The organism is Pseudomonas sp. FP2196 (genome assembly GCF_030687715.1).
In the GTDB taxonomy this organism is placed as follows: Bacteria; Pseudomonadota; Gammaproteobacteria; order Pseudomonadales; family Pseudomonadaceae; genus Aquipseudomonas.
Genome location: NZ_CP117445.1, coordinates 1,181,936 through 1,199,473, shown reverse-complemented (window position 1 = coordinate 1,199,473; position 17,538 = coordinate 1,181,936). Strand labels below are relative to the sequence as shown.

Annotated in this window: 18 protein-coding genes; 3 read left to right on the top strand and 15 right to left on the bottom strand. The window is 58.7% G+C overall.

The genetic code is table 11. The features are described from left to right. Nucleotides 1-256: 256 nt before the first annotated feature. Together recJ and PSH79_RS05305 are read right to left on the bottom strand one after the other, a co-directional pair. Nucleotides 257-1,966, bottom strand: a complete 1,710-nt coding sequence (gene recJ / locus PSH79_RS05310) for a single-stranded-DNA-specific exonuclease RecJ (RefSeq protein ID WP_305441582.1) — start codon at nt 1,964-1,966, stop codon at nt 257-259. 55 nt (nt 1,967-2,021) lie between these two features. After that, nucleotides 2,022-2,564, bottom strand: coding sequence for a YaeQ family protein (locus PSH79_RS05305; RefSeq protein WP_305441581.1), 543 nt, complete (start codon nt 2,562-2,564; stop codon nt 2,022-2,024). 146 nt (nt 2,565-2,710) lie between these two features. Here PSH79_RS05305 and PSH79_RS05300 point away from each other — a divergent pair, with 146 nt between their 5' ends. Both PSH79_RS05300 and PSH79_RS05295 read left to right on the top strand, forming a co-directional pair. Beyond that, nucleotides 2,711-3,910 (top strand): CaiB/BaiF CoA-transferase family protein, encoded by a 1,200-nt coding sequence (locus PSH79_RS05300; protein WP_305441580.1) that lies wholly within the window; start codon nt 2,711-2,713, stop codon nt 3,908-3,910. Continuing rightward, nucleotides 3,837-4,817: a TIGR02285 family protein gene (locus PSH79_RS05295; protein ID WP_305441579.1), complete on the top strand. Its 981-nt coding sequence runs from the start codon at nt 3,837-3,839 to the stop codon at nt 4,815-4,817. Before PSH79_RS05300 ends, PSH79_RS05295 begins: the two co-directional genes overlap by 74 nt. Before the next feature lie 178 nt (nt 4,818-4,995). Here PSH79_RS05295 and PSH79_RS05290 read toward each other — a convergent pair whose 3' ends face one another. From PSH79_RS05290 to ffh, 13 genes are all read right to left on the bottom strand, one after another. After that, a complete protein-coding gene (locus PSH79_RS05290; protein ID WP_305441578.1) occupies nt 4,996-5,277 on the bottom strand; it encodes a DUF3509 domain-containing protein in 282 nt (93 codons plus the stop codon). 164 nt (nt 5,278-5,441) lie between these two features. Further along, on the bottom strand, nt 5,442-5,849 hold the full coding sequence (locus tag PSH79_RS05285) for a response regulator (RefSeq protein ID WP_305441577.1): 408 nt from the start codon (nt 5,847-5,849) through the stop codon (nt 5,442-5,444). 117 nt (nt 5,850-5,966) lie between these two features. After that, nucleotides 5,967-7,340, bottom strand: coding sequence for a transporter substrate-binding domain-containing protein (locus PSH79_RS05280; protein WP_305441576.1), 1,374 nt, complete (start codon nt 7,338-7,340; stop codon nt 5,967-5,969). Between the two features lie 120 nt (nt 7,341-7,460). Further along, nucleotides 7,461-8,870 (bottom strand): threonine synthase, encoded by a 1,410-nt coding sequence (gene thrC, locus PSH79_RS05275; RefSeq protein WP_305441575.1) that lies wholly within the window; start codon nt 8,868-8,870, stop codon nt 7,461-7,463. Between the two features lie 66 nt (nt 8,871-8,936). Next, a complete protein-coding gene (locus tag PSH79_RS05270; protein ID WP_305441574.1) occupies nt 8,937-10,241 on the bottom strand; it encodes a homoserine dehydrogenase in 1,305 nt (434 codons plus the stop codon). Nucleotides 10,242-10,372: 131 nt separating this feature from the next. Continuing rightward, nucleotides 10,373-11,104: a bifunctional protein-disulfide isomerase/oxidoreductase DsbC gene (gene dsbC, locus PSH79_RS05265; protein WP_187680004.1), complete on the bottom strand. Its 732-nt coding sequence runs from the start codon at nt 11,102-11,104 to the stop codon at nt 10,373-10,375. 166 nt (nt 11,105-11,270) lie between these two features. Further along, nucleotides 11,271-12,167 carry a site-specific tyrosine recombinase XerD gene (gene xerD / locus PSH79_RS05260; RefSeq protein ID WP_305441573.1) on the bottom strand — a complete coding sequence of 299 codons (897 nt, stop codon included), beginning with the start codon at nt 12,165-12,167 and terminating at the stop codon, nt 11,271-11,273. Nucleotides 12,168-12,236: 69 nt separating this feature from the next. Then, complete coding sequence (locus PSH79_RS05255) at nt 12,237-12,650, bottom strand: acyl-CoA thioesterase (RefSeq protein WP_305441572.1); 414 nt, start codon at nt 12,648-12,650, stop codon at nt 12,237-12,239. Between the two features lie 148 nt (nt 12,651-12,798). Next, on the bottom strand, nt 12,799-13,149 hold the full coding sequence (gene rplS, locus PSH79_RS05250; RefSeq protein ID WP_003175895.1) for a 50S ribosomal protein L19: 351 nt from the start codon (nt 13,147-13,149) through the stop codon (nt 12,799-12,801). Nucleotides 13,150-13,194: 45 nt separating this feature from the next. Further along, nucleotides 13,195-13,905 (bottom strand): tRNA (guanosine(37)-N1)-methyltransferase TrmD, encoded by a 711-nt coding sequence (gene trmD / locus PSH79_RS05245; protein ID WP_238156186.1) that lies wholly within the window; start codon nt 13,903-13,905, stop codon nt 13,195-13,197. A gap of 44 nt (nt 13,906-13,949) precedes the next feature. Next, the gene (gene rimM, locus PSH79_RS05240) at nt 13,950-14,486 is read right to left on the bottom strand and encodes a ribosome maturation factor RimM (protein ID WP_095191188.1); all 537 of its coding nucleotides are present in this window, start codon (nt 14,484-14,486) and stop codon (nt 13,950-13,952) included. Nucleotides 14,487-14,491: 5 nt separating this feature from the next. Further along, a complete protein-coding gene (gene rpsP, locus PSH79_RS05235) occupies nt 14,492-14,743 on the bottom strand; it encodes a 30S ribosomal protein S16 (RefSeq protein ID WP_305441570.1) in 252 nt (83 codons plus the stop codon). 410 nt (nt 14,744-15,153) lie between these two features. Then, nucleotides 15,154-16,530 (bottom strand): signal recognition particle protein, encoded by a 1,377-nt coding sequence (gene ffh / locus PSH79_RS05230; RefSeq protein WP_008081630.1) that lies wholly within the window; start codon nt 16,528-16,530, stop codon nt 15,154-15,156. A gap of 195 nt (nt 16,531-16,725) precedes the next feature. On the opposite strand from ffh, the gene PSH79_RS05225 reads away from it, so the two are divergent. After that, nucleotides 16,726-17,538, top strand: coding sequence for an inner membrane protein YpjD (locus PSH79_RS05225; protein WP_305441569.1), 813 nt, complete (start codon nt 16,726-16,728; stop codon nt 17,536-17,538).

Genomic DNA, 17,538 nt, shown 5'->3' with positions numbered 1-17,538 from the left:
GGGGCACCTCTCAAATCAGTGGGCAGGCTCCAGGGTTCTGTTTGAAAAGTCGACGAGTGACAGGAAAAGGTGCAGCACCCGCCCCCGCGGGCAAAAAATTCGACAAGACGTCACAAGGCCAATCAAGCAGTGCTTAGAGCCTAGTCGACAACGGGGCATCTCGGGGGGTTCCTGAAAAGATCGCAGCCCGCGGCAGCTCCTACAGAAGAATCGCATTCCAATGTAGGAGCTGCCGCAGGCTGCGATCTTTTGATCTTCAGCGCGGTTCGATGTGGGCAATCATCAATTGCACGGTCTCGTTACCGCGAAACTCGTTGACGTCGAGTTTGTAGGCCAATTCAACCCACTTGATGGTCGGATTTGGCCAGATATCACGGTCGATACCGAAAGCGATGCCGTCCAGCTTCACCGAACCACATTCGCTTTTCAGCACCACTTTCAAATGCCGCTCCCCCACCACGCGCTGCTCGACCAACTGGAACACGCCGTGAAACAGAGGCTCCGGGAAGTGTTGCCCCCACGGTCCGGCGTGGCGCAGGGCGCGGGCCAGTTCGAGGTGGAATTCCTCAACCGCCAGCGTGCCATCCGAGAGCAAGCGCCCGGTGAGGTCTTCTTCGCGAAGTTGCCTACGCACTTCAGCGTCAAATGCCTCGGCGAACAGCGGAAAATTCTCTTGCGGCAAGGTCAGGCCTGCCGCCATTGCGTGGCCGCCGTACTTGGCAATCAGGTTCGGATGCTGCGCCGCGACCACGCTCAGTGCATCGCGAATATGAAAGCCCTGCACCGAACGCCCCGAGCCTTTTAGCAGGCCATCACCGGCATCGGCGAAGGCAATGGTCGGACGGAAATAACGCTCTTTCATGCGCGAGGCGAGGATGCCGATGACGCCTTGGTGCCACTGCGGATCGAACAGGCACAAACCGTATGGCATCGACTCGACGGGCAAATCCTTGAGCTGGGCCAGCGCTTCACGCTGCATGCCCTGCTCGATGGATTTGCGATCCTGGTTCATGCCGTCCAGTTGCGCGGCCATTTCCTGAGCCATATTGGCGTCGGCAGTGAGCAAGCACTCGATGCCCAGGCTCATATCATCCAGACGTCCGGCGGCATTCAGCCGCGGGCCGACGATAAAGCCGAGATCCGTGGAGGTTATCCGCGCCGCGTCACGCTTTGCCACTTCAAGAATCGCCTTGATCCCCGGCCGCGCGCGCCCGGCACGAATCCGCTCAAGACCTTGGTGCACCAGAATGCGATTGTTGGCGTCCAATGGCACCACGTCGGCCACGCTGCCCAGCGCTACCAGATCGAGCAGTTCGCCGATGTTCGGCTGTGGGCTGTTCTCGTACCAGCCGAGGCTGCGCAGGCGCGCACGCAAAGCCATCAATACATAGAAAATCACCCCGACCCCGGCCAGCGCCTTGCTCGGAAACTCGCAGCCCGGTTGGTTCGGATTGACCAGCGCATCGGCCGCCGGCAGTTTGTCGCCCGGCAAGTGGTGATCGGTGATCAGTACTTTGAGCCCATGACGCTTCGCGGCGGCAACGCCTTCGACGCTGGAGATGCCGTTGTCGACGGTGATCAGCAGCTGCGGCTCGCGGGTCATGGCGACTTCGACGATTTCCGGGGTCAGGCCGTAGCCGTATTCAAAGCGGTTCGGTACCAGGTAATCGACGTGCGCCGCACCCAGCAGGCGCAGACCGAGCATGCCGACCGTGCTGGCGGTGGCGCCGTCCGCATCAAAGTCACCGACGATGAGGATGCGCTGACGTTGCTCCAGAGCCGTTACCAGCAGGTCTACTGCCGCATCAATACCTTTGAGTTGCTGGAACGGGATCAACCGAGCCAGGCTCTTGTCCAGCTCCGCCTCGGATTGCACGCCCCGCGCAGCGTACAAACGGGTCAGCAGGGGTGGCAGATCACCGAGAAATGGCAGAGTGGCAGGCAGTTGGCGAGGTTCGATACGCATGGGGTGACGGAGGCTTCTCTTGAATACGTGGGATTAATCCGGTGAAAGCGCAGGATCAGCCGCGCTCACCTTGCAGCCATTGCAACTGGACTTCGTGCTGACCACGGTCGTCGGTGACGAAGATCGTCCCTTCGCTGATCATCACGTCCCACTTGATGACGCGAGGCATGTCCTTGGCCAGGGTTTCCAACACTTCTTGCGGGACCGCAGCGATGTTGACGTTTTTCAGGTTCTTGATCGCCGGGATGACCTTGGTTTCCCAGACGCGCAGACTGCCGTAGGCCAACAGGCTGGTGCGTTCGGTGCGGCGTGAGCACCAGGTCAGACGATCGGCGTCTGGCTGGCCGACTTCGATCCAGTGCAGGACACGGTCATCCAGGCTTTTTTCCCACATCGCCGGCTCATCCACGTCCGACAGACCACGGCCAAACGACAACTGCTCGTTGTACCAGAGGGCGTAGGCCAGCAGCCGCACGGTCATGCGCTCTTCGGTCTCCGAAGGGTGACGGGCGATGGTCTGCTTGACGCTCTCGTAGACGCTGCGGTCGAGGTCGGTGAGGTTCAGTTCGAATTTATAGGTAGTGGACGGCTGGGCCATGAACGGGCTTCTTGATACGAGGAAAGTCGGCAAGTCTAACCGATGCTGTAGGCAATCATCGAATTGATGGCGATCAACTTTGCGCGCCTGACAGCCGGCTATGTTAAAACGCTGTATCCGCACAACCTTGTCCTACAGGATTCAGTATGCCGTTCGCCAACAAGCCGCTCAGCGGTGTGAAAGTCATTGAATTGGGTACGTTGATTGCCGGGCCGTTTGCCTCGCGTATTTGCGGCGAGTTCGGCGCCGAAGTGATCAAGATCGAATCGCCGGACGGCGGTGATCCCCTGCGCAAGTGGCGTAAGTTGTACGAAGGCACTTCGCTGTGGTGGTTCGTTCAGGCGCGCAACAAGAAATCGCTGACGCTGAACCTCAAACACCCCGAGGGTTTGGCAATCCTGAAAAAATTGCTCGCTGAAGCCGATATTCTGATCGAGAACTTCCGACCCGGCGTCCTGGAGAAACTCGGTCTGAGCTGGGAAACCTTACATGCGCTGAACCCGAAACTGGTGATGGTACGCCTCTCTGGCTTCGGTCAGACCGGGCCGATGAAGGATCAACCCGGTTTCGGTGCGGTCGGCGAATCCATGGGCGGCCTGCGTTACATCACCGGCTTCGAGGATCGGCCACCGGTGCGCACCGGGATTTCCATCGGTGATTCGATTGCCGCGCTGTGGGGCGTGATCGGCGCGTTGATGGCGCTGCGTCATCGCGAGGTCAACGGCGGCTTGGGCCAAGTGGTCGATGTGGCGTTGTATGAAGCGATCTTCGCCATGATGGAAAGCATGGTGCCGGAGTTCGACGTGTTCGGTTTTATCCGCGAGCGCACCGGCAACATCATGCCCGGCATCACGCCCTCCTCGATCCACACCAGCGCCGACGGCAAGCATGTGCAGATCGGCGCGAATGGCGATGCGATTTTCAAACGTTTCATGCAGGTGATGGGCCGCGACGATCTGGCCAACGATCCGACGCTGGCCAGCAACGATGGGCGCGACAGCCGCCGTGACGAGTTGTATGGCGTAATTGATCGCTGGGTCAATTCGCTGCCGCTACAAACCGTCCTCGAGCGGCTTAATCAGGCCGAGGTGCCGGTCAGTCGGATCTTCAGCGCCGAGGACATGCTGACCGATCCGCAATACCTTGCCCGGGAAATGTTCCTGCACGCCAAGCTGCCGGACGGCAAGTCCTTCAAGATGCCGGGCATCGTGCCGAAACTCTCTGAGACACCGGGCTCGTCCGAATGGGTCGGGCCGCAGCTCGGTGAACACAATGCGCAGGTACTCCACGATCTTGGCTACGACGAGCAGCAGATCACCCGACTGCGCGAAGACGGAGCCATTTGAACTGAAAAACCGACAGACATCAGCCGCCAACCGCGCCCATCACTGGTGGACGTGGCGCCTGTTCGGCTTGCTGTTTCTGCTGGGTTTGCCGGCTTGGGCGCAGGCGAAACCGACGCTGATCTGGTTACTGCGCGACTTGCCACCGCTGACGATTTTCGAAGGTCCGAAAAAGGGCCTGGGCGTCATCGATCACCTGATGCCGATGCTGATCGCCGGCATGCCGCAATACGAACATACGCTGATACGGGTCAATCGCGCCCGCGGCATGCAGATGCTTCACGAAGCCTCATTCACCTGCGACCCCTCGTTAATCTGGAGCAAAGAGCGCGCGCAATCGATCGCCTTTTCCATTCCTGCGTTTCGCGCTGTCAGCAACGGGCTGGTGGTGCGTCAGAAAGATCGCGGCGTATTGGCGCGGTTTCTGGTGGACGGTGAAGTCGATCTGGCGGCGCTTTTAGCCGATGGCAAGGAAAAGATCGGCGTCGTCGCGGAGCGCAGTTACGGTGAGCTCGTCGACAACCTGCTGCGCCAGGCACCAAAAGACGCACTCACACCGCATTACGGCAACGACGCCCTAAACAGCCTGCTGATGATGCAGCGTCTCGGACGGTTACAGGTAGTTCTGGGTTATTGGCCGGAAATCCGCTACCAGGCTCAGCTGGCACAAATTGCCGAAGATGAGCTGCTGTTTTATCCGATTCGGGGCAACGTTAAATACCTATCGGGTTACATCGGATGTTCCGACACACCACAAGGTCGCCAGGCGATCACCGAGATCAACCAACTACTGCGTACCCTGCCCCACGATCAGTTGAACCAGCGCTATGCCGACTGGCTCGATCCCGACAGGCGTGAAGCTTACCTCGAACAGGCCCGGATGTTCTTCGAACAGCAGGCGGCTCAGTGAGCAAATTTCAGACAAAAGAAACCCCGAGAAGTGGGGAGACGACTCGGGGTTAAACGTGGCCTGTAAAAAAGACCAGTAGCAGCAAGCGACAAGCACCGGAGCACAATACTTGATCCTGCTGTTACGGGGTCTGACTGACGGGGATGCAGGAAGGTTCCCACAAAAAACATTTCATTTTTCAAAGCCCCGGACGCTTGTCCAAGGCTGCATTGCGCAATGCTGCGATCACGCAGGGCTCCAGGCGCCCTTCGGCAATCAGGATGTCACGGTGCAAACCGTCAACGACATCGGTCAGTTGACGCTTGTCGGTCAACTGCGCCTGATTGAATGGGCGTTCAACCACAATGGCGCCGCTGCTGTTCTTCAAGGTCACCAGGCATTCACCCTGGGCACCGCTTGGGGACAACGAAACCTGATACGGGCTCAGAGCCTCACCGAGCAATAGACTGATACTTTCCATCTCGATCTCCACTCAATAGTCCGAAAACATTGTGTCTGGGGCGTGTCCACTGTAAATGACCACCGGCCCGAGAAGAAAGTTCTGCATTTCGGTTGCAAGCACTGCAGCGCCACCGGTCTGTCAGAGCATGCACGGCGAAGATGACAGAAAAATAACCACGCCCCTCAAACGCCGACAGGCTGCGTATGAGCGATCAGGTAGCTGTCCAGCAAACCTCTCATCAGCACTGCCGAGACCGGTGTTTGCACACGCCCCAGCAGTCGCAACCGATGCTCGCGCAGCAATGAGTCCAGATCGTTCAGCAGACTCGGCGCGACCGCGCCCAAAAGGATCAGCGCACGCGCTTCTTGCTGCTCCGCCAGATGCTGGATCAGCGCCAGGCCATCGCCCCCCTTGAGTTGCGGATCGCAAATAGCGATGTCGACAGCGCCGCGATGCCCCAGTGAACACAAGGCCGATGCCAGCGACGGCGCCGTCAGTACGTCGTAGATGCCAATGGCATTGAGCATTTGATGCAATGCCATCAACTGGAACGGATTGGGTTCAAGAATCAGGACTTTAAGCGAGCGCATGGGCGACCTCTGAAGCGACAATCGCGGACTCTCACCGCAGTTGCCGTTCACTCTAGGGCAGCCGTCTTAAGCCTCCCATCAGAAAAGTAGTCACGTCGTATAGGACATTTCCCAACTTCAATGCGGACATCTGCACCCGCTCTCCGTCCGGCGCTGAGTGATGTCCGTCCAGCCGCCCAGCAGACCACGCAATTTGCCGTCGGCACTGTAAAAAGGCACCGTCCACTGATAGACCTCGCGCGGGCCATTCTTGAATTGCAATTGCCGTTTGCTGAAACGCGACTTGCGCGTGCGCAGCTGCACCATGAATTCGTCGTGCAACATCAACGCCGTCGCTTCGGGTAACACACCGACCTCGATCAACTGCCGCCCCTGCACCTGATCCAGTCGAACCGAAAGCGCCTCTTCATAGCTGCGGTTGCACATAATCAGACGCCCTTGCAGATCGCGGACGAACACCGGATCGGGCATGGAATCGATCAGTGCGTGCTGAAACGCCAGTTGATCGCCAAGATCCTTTTCCGCCTCGCGCCGCAACTTGATCACCGCCGTCAGGCGCCGATTCCAGATCAGCGACAACAAACCGAACACGCCGAGCCCGCCCATCATCCAGCAGCCCCATTCGATCATGCGCTGCCACATGGACGGCACGGGCGCCGGTGAAATGCCTTCAAGCCATTTCAGGCGAATGGCCCGCAATTCGGCGGCCGGAAACGCCTCCAAAGCCTTGTTGAGAATGCTCAGCAGCTCCGGCATGCCCTTGCGCACGGCCAGGTTATCGGCTTCCCACTTGCCTTCCACCAGGCCGCCCACCTTGAGCAATCCCAAAGGATAAAGCTGTGCACCAATCTCGTTTTCAATGGTCGCGTAGGCTTCGCCGCTCTCGACCAGAGCCCGGGCCTCGGCATAGGTCTTGACCGAACGGATCTCGATCGCCGGAAAGTCACGCCGAATCACATCCTCCAGCGCGTGGCGGGCCGGCAGCACAACCACCCGTTTGGCCAATTGCTCGAAAGACTCCACCTGCGGCGATCCGGCGCGACCGACAAACACCCATCCGGCTCCACCAAATGCATGGCTGAAATCCAGAAACACCTTGCGTTCATCACTCACGGCGAGGGTAGTGCTGATGTCCGCCGCCCCGCTCTCAAGGCGCTCCAGCATATGGTCGGTGGAAAAAGACTCCTGGTGCACAAACTGCAATCCGGTCATCGCGGTGAGGCGCTTGAGTACATCGTTGTTCAAACCGCTCCACTGCCCATGTTCGTCCTTGAACAGATACAACGGGTACTGCACCGACGCCACCGTCACCTTGGGGTTATCGCGAATCCATTGGCGTTCGTGCGCGTTCAGTTCCACGGACTGGACAGTGAGTGCCACCCCTTCCTCATGCAGTGCCAGTTGCGCCGCCACACTGCAGCGCATCCATCCCAGCACTCCGAACAAAAACAACCAGCCCAGTGCCGGTTTCAAACCTCTATAAAACAGCATTGCCACTTTCTTCGTGATCGACTCACCCGTCCTTCATGGGTGAAAACCCGAGCAGTGTGGCAGCAGAAACAAAAAAGCCCGTCAGGAGACGGGCTTCAAAATGTGACAGCTTTTTTAGGCTTAAAGCGGCTTGCCGCGGTTGCCATGCTGGCTGACAAAGGCTTGCACGGCTTTCAGTTCGTTCGGCAGAACAGTGCAGCGCTCATTTCGCTCAAACAAATCAGAAAGATGTGCAGGCAGTTCGAGAGCTTTTCCTACACCGGCCTTCTCCACTGCGTCGGGGAATTTCACCGGGTGGGCCGTGCCGAGGATCACCATCGGGATATCCAGGCTGCGGCGGCATTCGCGTGCGGCCTTGACGCCGATGGCGGTGTGCGGATCCAGCAGTTCACCGCACTGCTCGTAGACTTCGGCGATGGTTTCGCAGGTTTGCGCGTCATCCACGGCCAGCGAGTCGAACAGTTTGCGCGCTTCGGTCCAGCGCTCTTGCTCGACGCTAAAGCCGCCGCCCTGCTTGAACGAGTCCATCAGGCCGGCAATCGCCGCACCGTTACGGCCATGCAGGTCGAACAACAGGCGTTCGAAGTTCGACGAAACCATGATGTCCATCGACGGCGACAACGTGGCGTGAAGGGTTTCCTTGACGTACTGGTTGCCGCTCATGAAGCGGTGCAGGATGTCGTTGCGGTTGGTGGCGACGATCAACTGGTTGATCGGCAGACCCATGTTACGCGCCAGGTAACCGGCGAAGATATCGCCGAAGTTGCCGGTCGGCACCGAGAACGATACCGAACGCGCCGGGCCACCCAACTGCAGGGCTGCGTGGAAGTAGTAAACGATCTGGGCCATGATCCGCGCCCAGTTGATCGAGTTCACGGCTACCAGGCGTGTGCCTTTGAGGAAACTCTGGTCGGCGAAGCTGGCCTTGACCATTTCCTGGCAGTCATCGAAGTTGCCTTCGATGGCGATGTTGTGGATGTTCTCACCGAAAATCGTGGTCATCTGGCGACGCTGCACTTCGGACACACGGTTGTGCGGGTGCAGGATGAAGATGTCGACGTTTTCGCAGTGCTTGCAGCCTTCGATAGCGGCCGAACCGGTATCACCCGAAGTAGCACCGACGATCACCACACGCTCGCCGCGCTTTTCCAGCACGTAGTCGAGCAGACGACCGAGCAGTTGCAGGGCGAAGTCCTTGAACGCCAGTGTCGGGCCGTGGAACAGCTCCAACACCCACTCGTTGCCGTTCAGCTGACGCAGCGGCGCCACGGCGCTGTGCGAGAACACGCCGTAGGTTTCTTCGAGGATCTTTTTGAAATCGGCATCGGGAATGCTGCCGGTCACGAACGGACGCATGACGCGGAAAGCCAGCTCGTGATACGGCAGGCCAGCCCAGGAAGCGATCTCTTCCTGAGTGAAACGTGGCAACACTTCCGGGACGTACAGACCGCCGTCGGTGGCAAGACCGGCCAGCAGGACGTCTTCGAAATTCAGGGCCGGTGCCTGGCCGCGGGTACTGATGTAACGCATGACTGACTCCAATGGAGAGTGTTCGCAATGCCGGGCCCGCGCACGGGCCCGGTGAACGATTGCGGCTTAGTTCAGGTGCTCGACGCGGATCCGCACAACCGGGCCATTCACGCCGGCCAGGGCTTCGAGGGCGGCGATCGCATCATTGATACGCTGCTCCACCACGCGGTGGGTCAGCAAGATCATCGGCACCAGACCGTCGTGTTCCTCGACTTCCTTCTGCATGATCGACTCGATGTTGATCCCGCGCTCCGAGAGAATGCTCGCCACCTGAGCCAGTACGCCCGGATGGTCCTTGGCCTGGATGCGCAGGTAGTAAGCGCTTTCGCAGGCTTCGATCGGCAGGATCGGATGGGCCGACAGCGAGTCCGGCTGGAAAGCCAGATGCGGTACGCGGTTTTCCGGATCGGAGGTCATGGCGCGAACCACGTCCACCAGATCGGCGATTACCGACGAAGCTGTCGGCTCCATGCCGGCGCCAGCGCCGTAGAACAGGGTCGAACCGGCAGCGTCACCGTTGACCATCACCGCGTTCATCACACCGTTGACGTTGGCGATCAGGCGATCGGCCGGAATCAGCGTCGGATGGACGCGCAACTCGATACCAGCGTCAGTGCTGCGCGCCACGCCAAGGTGCTTGATGCGATAGCCCAGCGCTTCGGCGTAATTGACGTCAGCCGTGGTCAGTTTGGTGATGCCTTCGGTGTAAGCCTTGTCGAATTGCAGCGGAATGCCGAACGCGATGGAGGCCAGAATCGTCAGCTTGTGCGCGGCATCAATGCCTTCGACGTCGAAAGTCGGATCGGCTTCGGCGTAACCCAGAGCCTGAGCCTCGACCAACACATCTTCGAAGGTGCGACCCTTCTCGCGCATTTCGGTGAGGATGAAGTTGCCGGTGCCGTTGATGATCCCGGCGACCCAGTTGATGCGGTTGGCGGACAGGCCTTCACGGATCGCCTTGATCACCGGAATGCCACCGGCCACCGCTGCTTCGAACGCCACGATCACGCCTTTCTCGCGTGCCTTGGCAAAAATTTCATTACCGTGAACGGCAATCAGAGCCTTGTTCGCGGTGACCACATGCTTGCCATTCTCGATGGCCTTGAGTACCAGCTCGCGGGCAACGGTATAGCCGCCCACCAGCTCTATGACGATATCGATCTCAGGGTTCGTGGCCACTTCGAAGACATCGTTGGTAATCGCAATACCGGTCGTCTGGAACTGAGGCTTTGGCGTGCGCGCGGCAATTTGTGCCACTTCGATCCCACGCCCGGCACGACGAGCAATTTCCTCGGCGTTGCGCTGAAGTACGTTGAAGGTACCGCCACCGACGGTCCCTAACCCACAGATGCCTACTTTGACCGGATTCACTGTGAACTCCCCATAAAACGGCCGACTCAGGGTCGGCCGGAAAACAACCGCGTGCTCGCGGCTCTCTATTAATGGCCCGGCGATGTTGCTACCGGACCATGATCGTCAAAGCCTGACCGTGACGATGCGAATTACTTTGCGCCCAGCGCCAGTTTGGCGACTTGTGGCGCAGGCTGGTAGCCCGGAATGACTTGTCCGTCGGCCAAAACGATGGCCGGTGTACCGTTCACACCAATCGACTGACCGAGCGCGAACTGTCTGGAAACCGGGTTCTCGCACTTGGCGGCCTTGATTTCCTTGCCATCGACCATTTTGTCCATGGCGGCTTTCTTGTCTTTGGAGCACCACACGGCTTGCAGTTGCTCGTCACCCGGCGAACCGAGGCCCTGACGCGGGAATGCCACATAACGCACTTCGATACCGCGCTTGTTCAGCTCAGGCACTTCGGCATGCAGTTTGTGGCAGTACGGGCAGGTGGTGTCGGTGAACACGGTGATGTGCGATTTGGTCTCGCCCACGGCCGGGTAAACCACGGTTTCGGCCACCGGGATGGCGTTGACCAGTTTGGAGATGCCCAGACGCTCGGTCTTCTCGGTCAGATTGACCGGTTTGCCGTCCTTGAGCTGGAACAGGTAACCCTGAACGATGTACTGGCCGTCGGCGCTGGCGTACAGCACGCGGCTGCCCTTGAGCTTGACTTCATACATGCCTGGCAACGGGCTGGCACTGATACTTTCTACCGGAACCTCGAGTTCGAGTTTTTCCAGGCTTTGACGAATCGCTTTGTCGGCCGCGTCATCGGCGACGGCAAAGGTACTGACCAACGCAATGGCTGCGGCGGCGAAAATCTGGGTCAGACGCATGTGAACTCCTGAAGGCGGACAAATGGATCGATCAGAACGCCCGTGCCGGAACACCGGGTCATAACCGTCCATCGTGCAAACCGGCAAAGCCTAACACATAAGGCCACGGTGGCCGAATGCGCCTGTCGCCATAGATCACACCGCTTTATGTAGGACAATCGTGTGCTCAGCCGCGCGGGTGGTGTTTGGCGTGCAGATCCTGCAATCGGGCGCGGGCGACGTGGGTGTAGATCTGGGTGGTGGAGAGGTCGCTGTGACCGAGCAACATCTGCACCACGCGCAAATCCGCACCATGGTTGAGCAAATGCGTGGCAAATGCATGACGCAAGGTGTGCGGCGACAGCGACTTGCCGATCCCGGCGACCTTGGCCTGATGCTTGATCCGGTGCCAGAAAGTCTGGCGGGTCATCTGTTCACCACGCTGGCTGGGGAACAGCACATCGCTGGGGCGCCCGCCGAGCAACTCGCCACGGCCGTCACGCATGTAGCGCTCGATCCAGACTATTGCCTCCTCGCCCATCGGCACCAGACGCTCCTTGCTGCCCTTGCCCATCACCCGCAATACGCCCTGGCGCAGGTTGACCTGTTCCAGCGTCAGGCTGACCAGTTCGGTCACCCGTAAACCGCAGGCGTACAAGACTTCCAGCATGGCGCGATCACGCTGGCCGATGGCTTCGCTCAAGTCCGGAGCTTTCAACAACGCCTCGACGTCTGCTTCTGACAGCGATTTGGGCAGTGGCCTACCCAGTTGCGGCATATCGACGCGTAACGTCGGGTCGACCGTAATCAGCTTTTCCCGCAACAGATAGCGATAAAAACCACGCACACCGGAAAGAAATCTCGCCGTGGAGCGCGGCTTGTAGTTCTGCTCCAGACGCCAGGCCAGGTGATCGAGGATCAACTCGCGGCCAGCGTTGATCAGCTCAAGGTTCTTCTCTTGCAACCAGCCGTTGAAGAGCGCCAGATCACTGCGATAAGCGCCACGGGTGTTGTCGGACAGGCCCTTCTCCAGCCACAAGGCGTCGAGAAACTGGTCAATCAGGGGATGGTCGATGGCAGGCATAAAGGCTCAAGTCAGGCAGCAACAGCGGGAGGCGGACAGTCTTTCACAGCGTACCCGATCACGAAACACTCAGGCGCAAAACCCTGGCAACACGGGCACCGGACGCTTGTCATCATCAATCGCGACAAAGCTGAACTGGCCATGAATTGCCTTCTCGCGACCATCACAGCTCATGCTTTCAACGAACACTTCCACCTCGACTTTGAGGCTGGTGTTACCGACCTTGATCACTCGCCCGACCAGTTCGACGATGGAGCCGGCCGGGATCGCGTGGTTGAAGTCGATACGGTCGGTGGACACGGTTACCAGCGGCAAACGGCAGAAACGTGTGGCGGTGATGAACGACACTTCGTCCATCCACGCCAGCGCAGTGCCGCCGAACAGGGTGTTGTGGTGGTTGGTGGTCGGCGGAAAGACAGCTTTGGTTACGCGAGTCACCGAGAGTTCGGTGCGGCGTTCGATTTCCTGATCGCGGATAGACATGTGAGATGACTCGTAAAAAGCAGACTGCAAATCGAAAGCAAGATCAAAAGATCGCGGACTTCGGCAGCGCCTACAGAATGGGGGCAGTTTATTGCGGGCAACAAAAAAGCAGCCCGTAGGCTGCTTTTTTCTGCATCGGAAGCTGGACTTAAGCCAGTTTTTCCTTGATGCGAGCTGCTTTACCCGACAGGTCGCGCAGGTAGTACAGCTTGGCTTTGCGTACGTCACCGCGACGTTTAACAGCCATGCTGTCGATCTGCGGGGAGTAGGTCTGGAAAGTACGCTCTACGCCGACACCGTTGGAGATCTTACGAACGGTGAATGCACTGTTCACGCCGCGGTTACGCTTGGCGATTACAACGCCTTCGAACGCTTGCAGACGGGAACGATCACCTTCCTTCACTTTCACCTGAACGACGATGGTGTCGCCTGGGGCAAAGGTAGGGATTTCTTTGGTCATCTGCTCTGCTTCGAGTGCAAGGATGATTTTGTTGGTCATGCTGTGCTCCTAAGGTAAATCAACTGATCTACCATCGATACGTTGTTAACTATCGTCCCGCTCGCGGATGTATTCCTCGAGCAGCTTCTTCTCTTCTCCAGAAAGCGAGCGGCTTTCCAGAAGATCGGCGCGTCGTTCATAGGTCCTACCAAGGGACTGCTGTAAACGCCAACGCCGGATATGCGCGTGATTGCCACTCAGCAACACGTCGGGAACACGCTGATCCGCATACACCTCAGGTCGGGTGTAGTGCGGGCAATCCAGCAGACCATCCGTAAAGGAATCTTCCTCAGCGGAATCCGCATGCCCTAAAGCTCCAGGCAGCAGTCGTGTAACCGCATCGATCAGGACCATCGCCGGCAGCTCGCCGCCAGACAGTACATAGTCGCCAATCGACCACTCTTCATCGACATGAGCCTCAATAAAGCGCTCGTCAATGCCTTCATAGCGGCCGGCAATCAGGATCAATGCATCCGATTGTGCCAACTCGCGTACCGCCGACTGAGTCAGTTGACGGCCTTGGGGGGACAGGTAAATCACCTTCGCCGCCTCCCCGGCTGCTGCCTTGGCCTGAACCAGAGCATCTTCCAGGGGCTTGATCTTCATCACCATGCCCGGACCACCGCCAAACGGGCGATCGTCCACAGTGTGATGCCGATCCGTCGTGTAGTTCCGCGGATTCCAACAGGTCAGCTGCAAGAGCCCCTGTTTGACCGCACGACTGGTGATGCCGTAGTCGCCAATGGCGGAAAACATCTCGGGAAACAAACTGATCACTTCTACGCGCAAATTAGCCACGTTTAGAAGTCCGCGTCCCAATCCACCTTCATCTCGCCCGCGGCGAGGTCGACTGCCAACACGCATTGCTCCGTATAGGGCAACAGGCGTTCGCGATCATCCAGGCTGCCAGCGCAAGGCTTGACTACCATTACATCATTGGCGCCGGTTTCCAGAAGATGATCGATTTTCCCGAGCAATTGCCCCAGTTGATCAATGACCTTCAGACCTTCCAGCTGGTACCAGTAGTACTCGCCTTCGGTCAATTCAGCGAACAGGTTGCGCGGCACGCAGATCTCATAACCGGCCAGAAGACGAGCTTCTTCACGATCATCAAGACCCTTGAGCTTTGCGACCAGGAACTTATCGCTCCCGCGTCCACTGACCAGCTCGACCTGTTTGACATTGCCTTCACGCTTGAGCGTCCAGGTTTTGTACTGCAACAGGTTTTCAGTCGGATCAGTAAAGGAATAAACCTTCACTTCGCCGCGAACGCCATGAACAGAATAAATTTTGCCAATAACGATCAAATCATCGGCAACAGCAGGCGTCGCGTTCATATTGCTCAGGCCGCAGCCTTGGCAGATTCCTTCAACAACTGAGCAACGCGCTCAGAAGGTTGTGCACCAACGCTCAGCCAGTAGGCAATGCGCTCTTGGTTCACGGACAGACGGGTTTCCTGACCACGGGCAACAGGGTTGAAGAAACCAACCTGTTCTTTGTGGGAACCGTCACGCGGGTTGCGCGAGTCGGTTACGGTCAGGTGGTAAAACGGGCGCTTTTTGGAGCCGCCAAGGGCAAGACGGATTGTTAGCATGTGAACATCGTTCCTGTAGTCGGTGCTGCAAATCTAAATGCACAGCGGGCATGGGTGCCCGAAAGGCCGCATATTCTAAGGAATATCCGGACTTTTGCAAATGACTTTTTCCGGCGCCCATGGCATGCCGTGCAGATTTGCATATAGAGCCGTCGATGAAAACGGCCAGTCAGCTCCCGCCGAGTGCGGGTTTGCTGTTGATCCCGCATCCTTGCGGGGCCTGCGCCGGTGCGACGACCGGCGAGACTCTTGTGTCCCGTCTCACCCATTTCGCTCACTTTTGGCAAGTGGCTGATGCCCTCAAGCAAGGCGCCGCGACGAGTCATAGCCAGCTATGGCGAGGAGCGGCAACGCAGCATGAGGGCATCAGACGCCGCCATAAGTGAGCAGAATGGGTGAGACGGGACACCTTACATTTTCGGCATGCCGCCGCCGGGCAACATACCGCCCATGCCGCGCATCATTTTCGCCATTCCGCCTTTGGCGGTGAATTTCTTCATCATCTTCTGCATCTGCTTGTGCTGCTTGATCAAGCGACCGATGTCCTGCACCTGAGTGCCGGAACCCATGGCGATCCGGCGCTTGCGCGAACCGCTGATCAGCTCAGGGTCACGGCGCTCGGCCGGAGTCATGGAGTTGATGATGGCTTCCATCTGCTTGAATTGTTTCTCTGCGGCGTTCTGGGCATTGCCCATCTGCGACAGGTTGACGCCGCCGATGCTCGGCAGTTTGTCCATGAGGCCACCGAGGCCGCCCATGTTCTTCATCTGTTGCAACTGATCGCGGAAGTCTTCGAGGTCGAAGCCCTTGCCCTTCTTCAGTTTCTTGGCCAGTTTGTCGGCCTTGTCCTTGTCGAGCGTCGCTTCAGCCTGTTCGATCAGGCTGAGCACGTCGCCCATGCCGAGAATCCGCGAAGCGATACGCTCAGGGTGGAACGGATCGAGCGCTTCGCTCTTCTCGCCCATACCGATGAACTTGATCGGCTTGCCGGTGATTGCACGTACCGACAGTGCGGCACCGCCACGGGCATCGCCGTCGACCTTGGTCAGGATCACACCGGTCAGCGGCAGTGCATCGCCGAAGGCCTTGGCCGTGTTGGCCGCGTCCTGACCGGTCATGGCGTCGACCACGAAGAGGGTTTCGACCGGGTTGATCGCGGCGTGCAGCGCCTTGATCTCGCCCATCATCTCTTCGTCGATGTGCAGACGACCGGCGGTATCGACGATGACCACGTCGATGAATTTCAGTTTGGCTTCTTTAATAGCCGCGGTGGCGATGTCGACCGGCTTCTGGCTCAGGTCGGACGGGAAGAACGTCACACCGATGTCGTTGGCCAGGGTTTCCAGCTGTTTGATAGCCGCGGGACGGTAAACGTCCGCCGACACGACCATGACCGACTTCTTCTTGCGCTCTTTAAGGAAGCGCGCAAGTTTACCGGCGGTGGTGGTTTTACCCGCACCCTGCAGACCGGCCATCAGAATCACGGCGGGTGGCACGGCGCTGAGGTTCAAGTCTTCGTTGGCCGCGCCCATCAGGCTTTCGAGTTCGGCCTGGACGATCTTCACGAACGCCTGGCCCGGCGTCAGGCTGCGCGACACCTCGGTGCCGACAGCGCGCTCCTTGACCGAATTGACGAAGTCCTTGACCACCGGCAGGGCGACGTCGGCTTCGAGCAACGCCATGCGCACTTCACGCAGGGTGTCTTTGATGTTGTCTTCGGTCAGCTTCGCCTTGCCGGTGACATGGCGCAGCGTCTGCGAGAGACGGTCGGTTAAGTTTTCAAACATTGCGCGATCCTTTCAGGCCCTGTGTAGACCGGGATAATGGCGGCCCAGACCGGAATCAACATGTGCTCGGCGAGCCTGCGGCGTGGGCAGGTCGCGGATTATAGCGAAGACTGCGCCGGGCGGACACCTCGTACTTTCGTGGTGTGGCGGTTCTATGCCAAACTCAGCGCCTTTCGGGCTTGCCTAACAGGATTTATGCTCCCCTTGTCACCCAGTTTGCTGACCACACTCGCCGCCGCCCTTCTATATGCCGCTGCGACCCTTTATCAAGGCACTCGTCTGGCCACCGGCGCCAAGGCCAACAAGCGCCTGCTGGTTTCGCTCGGCGTTCTCGCCGTGGTGGCTCACAGCGCGAGCCTGCTCACTCATTTGCTGACACCGATTGGCCTGGGCCTGGATTTCTTCAGCGCCGCCAGCCTGATTGCCGCCGCCGTGATTGCCCTGACGCTGCTGGCGTGCTCGCGAATCCCGGTGGAAAACCTGCTGGTGCTGCTGTTCCCGCTGGGCGCAGCCACCGTGCTGCTGGCGCAGTTCGCCCCGGCCGGCACCGTACAGATCATCGATGAAGAGCCGGGCATCCTCGCCCACATCCTGTTGTCGATCCTCGCCTACGGCATGTTCACCATCGCCGTATTCCAGGCCTTGTTGCTGCTGGTGCAAGACCACCAACTCAAGCACAAACACCCGTCTGGCCTGATCAAGAACTTCCCGCCGCTGCAAACCATGGAAAGCCTGCTGTTCGGTTTCCTCTGGGCCGGCTGGACGCTGCTGTCGCTGTCGCTGATCTCCGGCTGGTTGTTCGTCGAGAACCTGTTCGCCCAGCATCTGGTACACAAAACCCTCTTGGCCTGTCTGGCCTGGATCGTTTTCAGTGTGCTGCTATGGGGGCGTAATCGTCTCGGCTGGCGTGGCCACAAGGCGATTCGCTGGACTCTCGCCGGTTTCTGCCTGCTGATGTTGGCGTACTTCGGCAGCAAACTGGTTCGTGAATACATCCTGCATATCTGA